General features: G+C 74.5%; 5 protein-coding genes and 1 tRNA gene. 4 read left to right on the top strand and 2 right to left on the bottom strand.

What is annotated here, in order from left to right; genetic code table 11:
* Positions 1 to 71: 71 nt before the first annotated feature.
* On the bottom strand, positions 72 to 602 hold the full coding sequence (locus tag ACFWA9_RS38650) for an EF-hand domain-containing protein (RefSeq protein ID WP_380394187.1): 531 nt from the start codon (positions 600 to 602) through the stop codon (positions 72 to 74).
* Positions 603 to 721: 119 nt separating this feature from the next.
* Positions 722 to 1651, bottom strand: a complete 930-nt coding sequence (locus ACFWA9_RS38645; RefSeq protein WP_380394184.1) for a hypothetical protein — start codon at positions 1649 to 1651, stop codon at positions 722 to 724.
* A 215-nt stretch (positions 1652 to 1866) separates the two neighbouring features.
* Between ACFWA9_RS38645 and ACFWA9_RS38640 the strand changes: the two genes are divergently transcribed.
* The 4 genes from ACFWA9_RS38640 to ACFWA9_RS38625 all read left to right on the top strand — a co-directional run bounded on the left by ACFWA9_RS38640 (position 1867) and on the right by ACFWA9_RS38625 (position 3750).
* Positions 1867 to 2445 carry a hypothetical protein gene (locus ACFWA9_RS38640; protein WP_329491616.1) on the top strand — a complete coding sequence of 193 codons (579 nt, stop codon included), beginning with the start codon at positions 1867 to 1869 and terminating at the stop codon, positions 2443 to 2445.
* Between the two features lie 306 nt (positions 2446 to 2751).
* Positions 2752 to 2831: transfer RNA gene (locus tag ACFWA9_RS38635), tRNA-Tyr, on the top strand.
* A 216-nt stretch (positions 2832 to 3047) separates the two neighbouring features.
* Positions 3048 to 3260, top strand: a complete 213-nt coding sequence (locus ACFWA9_RS38630; RefSeq protein ID WP_380394181.1) for a hypothetical protein — start codon at positions 3048 to 3050, stop codon at positions 3258 to 3260.
* Between the two features lie 28 nt (positions 3261 to 3288).
* The gene (locus ACFWA9_RS38625) at positions 3289 to 3750 is read left to right on the top strand and encodes a hypothetical protein (protein WP_380394178.1); all 462 of its coding nucleotides are present in this window, start codon (positions 3289 to 3291) and stop codon (positions 3748 to 3750) included.
* The last annotated feature ends 55 nt before the right edge of the window (positions 3751 to 3805 follow it).

Raw genomic sequence — 3805 nt, 5'->3', positions numbered from 1 at the left:
CCGTCGCCGTGACGGGGGCGGCGGCCGGTTCGCCTCGTTCCGGCCGGACCACCGGCCCCGGGGCCGGTGGATCAGGGGGACGGGACCGGCGCCGGCGCGGGTCGGCCGTCGCCGTACACGCTCGCCATCGAGGAGGTGCCGGTGGTGAGGAAGTCCCGGATGGCCGCCAGGTAGGTGTCGCGGTCGACGGTGCCGCCGCCGTCGGGGTCGAGGGCGTCGAAGGCCGCGTCGACGTCGCCCTCCGCGTTCCCGGTCGCGGTGCGCAGCCGACTGAACTCCTCGCGGGTGAGGCGGCCGTCGGCGTCGGCGTCGGCGAGGTCGAACAGCGAGCCGAGGGCGGGCCGGCAGGTCGCCTCGAACGCGTCGTGTCCCGCCCAGGAGCGGTACTCCTCGAAGGTGACGCGGGAATCGTGGTCGGCGTCCATCTGGCGCCAGACCTCCTCGTGGGCGGTCCGGGCCGCGACGACGAGCGGGTCCCGGGCGTCGCGCCCCACGGCCGCGGCCGCCCGGTCGACCCGGGCGACGTACTCCGCCCGCGAGATGACGCCGTCGCCGTCCGTGTCCAGCATGGAGAAGATGCGGCGCTTCGCCGGATCTGACATTGCGTGTCCTCCTGGTGGCTTTCCGTGGTTCTCGCCGGTCACGCTATCCAGGGGGACCGCCCTGGCGGCGCAGGCGCGTCGACGCCCGCCCCGGGCCCGGCTCCGGGCCCGCCCCGGGTTCACAGCCAGCCGCGCTCCTTGGCGCGCAGGGCGGCCTGGAAGCGGGTGGTGGCGCCGAGGCGGGTCATCAGGCCGGCGACGTGGGTGCGGTACTTGCGCAGGGAGATGTTCAGCTCGCGGGCCGCGTTCTCGTCCTTGCTGTGCTCGCTCAGGGTGCGCAGGACCTGGGCCTCGACGGTGGTGAGGTCGAGGTGGTCGAGGTCGGTGGCGCGGGTCCAGAGCCCTTCGAACAGGTCGACTAGCGCGGCGACGATCCCGGGTTGGCCGATCTGCAGGGTGTCCGACTCCGGCCGGGCGGGGTCGAGGCGGACGAAGGCGACCCGCCGGTCGACGATGAGCAGCCGGCGGAACGGTTCGGGCGTCACGCGGTGGACGTCGCCCAGGTCGTGCCAGTGCCGGGCGTAGGCCATCTGCTCGGGCCGGTCGAGAGCCGCCGTGCCGACGAGGGTGCGGCAGGCCATCCCGTCGGCGAGCGCCCGCCGGAACCGGAGGGCCGTTTCGTCGCGGAGCGGAACCCCGCTGCGGGGCAGCGGTTTGGCGTTCAGCGTCTCGACGCGTCCCGGCATCGTGCGGATCCGGTGGGTGACCTGCGCGGTGTCCCTGATGCGCTCGACGAGCTCGACGCGGCGACCGTGGCGGGCCTCCTCGGCGAGCTCCCACACCACGTCGAACGCGGCGTCGAGCCGGGCCAGTTCGCGGGAGGTGCGCTCCACGCGGCGGCGGACGAGCAGGTCGACGGCGGCCGCGGGCGGCAGCGGGGTCAGCGTCGCGTCGAGCAGCCCCAGGGCCCGCAACTCGCCGAGGACCGCCCGCACATCGGGCAGGCCCAGGTCCGCGCCCGCGGTGTCGGGATCGCCCGGCCGGGTACGCAGCACGTAGCGGTAGACGCGCTCCTGGTCGCCCGTCAGACCCAAGCTCTGCAAACTCATGGCCGCCCCCGGGTCCGTGCAGTTTCCTGCATCAAGTCTTGCATCATCTGCCCGTTCCGCCGAGAGCGGGTGCTTGACAGGCTGAGGGATTGCCGGGCGGAGCGACCGCCCGCGGCGCCGATCGGCAGCGGATCGCACGATGGACACGCATCGCACGATGGACACGCATCGCACGCTCGACACCGCATCGCACGTTCAACAGGGGAGACATCGTCATGGGCCACCTCCGCAGTTTTGCCCCGTGGATCGCCGTCGCGGTCCTCACCGGCACCGTCGACCTCCGCTGGGCCGCGCTCACCGGCCTCCTGCTGGCCCTCGCACTCGTGGTGACCCAGCGCCGCGCCGGCCGGGGCTGGGACGCCCTGGTGATCGAGGCCAGTGCCGTCGTCTTCCTGGCCGGCTACACCTGCGCCGCCTTCGCCGCGCCCGACTCCACCGCCGTCGCCCACTACGGCCCGCCGCTGTCCTCGCTCTGGCTGGCGGCCACCGCCTGGGGCTCGCTCGCGCTCGGCCGGCCCTTCACCCTCGGCATCGCCCGCACCCAGACGCCCGAGCACGTCTGGAAGAGTCCGCTGTTCCTCCGGGTCAACCGCGTCATCACCGCGGTGTGGGCGGCCGCGTTCACCCTCGCCGGCCTCGGTGGCGCGCTGCTGCGCCACTACCGGCCGGACGCGGGCGACGCCCGCACCCTGCTCACCGTCGCCACGTTCGTCCTGCCGCTCCTGTTCACGGTCCGCTATCCGACGCTCGCCCGTGCCCGGCACGCGGCCGCGGCGGGCCCGGCCGCCCGGTGAGCACACCCCTGACCCCGGTCGCCCGGTCCGTGCGTCGTCCGCGGCGACGGGCCGGGCGGTGTCGTCGTCAGTCGGTCGCCCCGTCCGCCGGGCGGGCGTCACAGCGGGCGCCTCGCGCCGAACCACCAGGAAGGAGCGGGATCGTGAACGCCTTCACCCGCTCCCCGTGTCAGCGCTTCCCGTGTCAGCGCTTCCGGTACTCCCGGATCCGGGGGACGTCGTCGCAGTGCGCCCGTCGGCCGCCGGCCGGGCCGCCTCGGGGGACGGTCCCCGAGGCGGCCCTTTTCGGCGCGGCGCCTCCGCCGAGGGCGAGCTGGGCCCGGGGGAGCCCAGGGGTCTGTAACACCCCCGCCTCGGCTGTGACGGTTCGACTCCGTCCTCGCCCACCCACGCCGGCTCCCCACGGCAGCTGGCCTGCCGCACCGGTGATCTGACGCCGTTTCAGTGTCAGACCCTCCGAGCATAATGAAGTATCGCCGCAGACGGGGGGCCGTCCTGGCGCGGCCGGATCCGCATTCCGCGCGACCCGTGCGAGCGGGCCGGAATCCGCGCGCCGCAGGTCGTCAGGCACCTCGTCCGGCGCCAACTGGGGGAGTGGATAGATGATCATCATCGGTATCGTCATTCTGGCCGGACTCGTCCTGTTCGGCATCATCGCCGGCTCGCTGACGGACGGCGGGGACCGGAAGAGGAAGTCCCGTTACCGCGGCGGCGATTCCGGCGGCGACTCCGGCAGCAGCGGCAGCGGCGGCGGCGGTTGCGGCGGGGGAGGCTGTGGCGGAGGTGGCTGCGGCGGCGGATGCGGCGGCAGCTGAGCGCCCGGCCGCCGGGAACGGAGCAGGCGTGCTCTCACGAACGTACTCCCGTCGCGTCGACCGCGTGCAGGCGGCCGTCGACGCGCTCGAACTGCCCCCCGCCGTCTACCGGACGTGCCCGTTCGAGCCGCGCGAGCTGGTCGAGACCGGGCTGCGCCAGTGGCTGCGCTGCTGCGGGGCGGCGATGCTGGACCGGCAGGTCATCGGCATGCCGTCGTTCGCCGTGGACGAGGCGTGGCACGGGCTGATCCTCTGCACCGAGCGCTACGCGGCCTTCTGCCGGACGGCCTACGGGCGGTTCCTCCACCACCACCCGCAGGGCGGAGAACTCGCCGGCAGCGCGCGGCGCGCCGGATCGATGGCGGAACAGCTGCGCCGCACCGCCGTGGCCTGGTCGTTCGTGGCCCGGCCGGGTGCGGTGTGCGTCCTGTGGGACCTCGAGGTGGGGGTGGGCGTCCCCCACCGGTGGGGTGCGGGCACCCGGCCGTAGTGGCGACGGTGCCCGCAGCCGGCATGGTTCGGGGCGGGTCGGCCGGGATTCCGGC

Origin of the sequence: Kitasatospora sp. NPDC059973, assembly GCF_042737525.1 — a bacterium.
Taxonomy (GTDB): Bacteria; Actinomycetota; Actinomycetes; order Streptomycetales; family Streptomycetaceae; genus Kitasatospora.
Note: the sequence above shows the minus strand (reverse complement) of the source record. Positions and strands in the feature narration are given on the sequence as shown.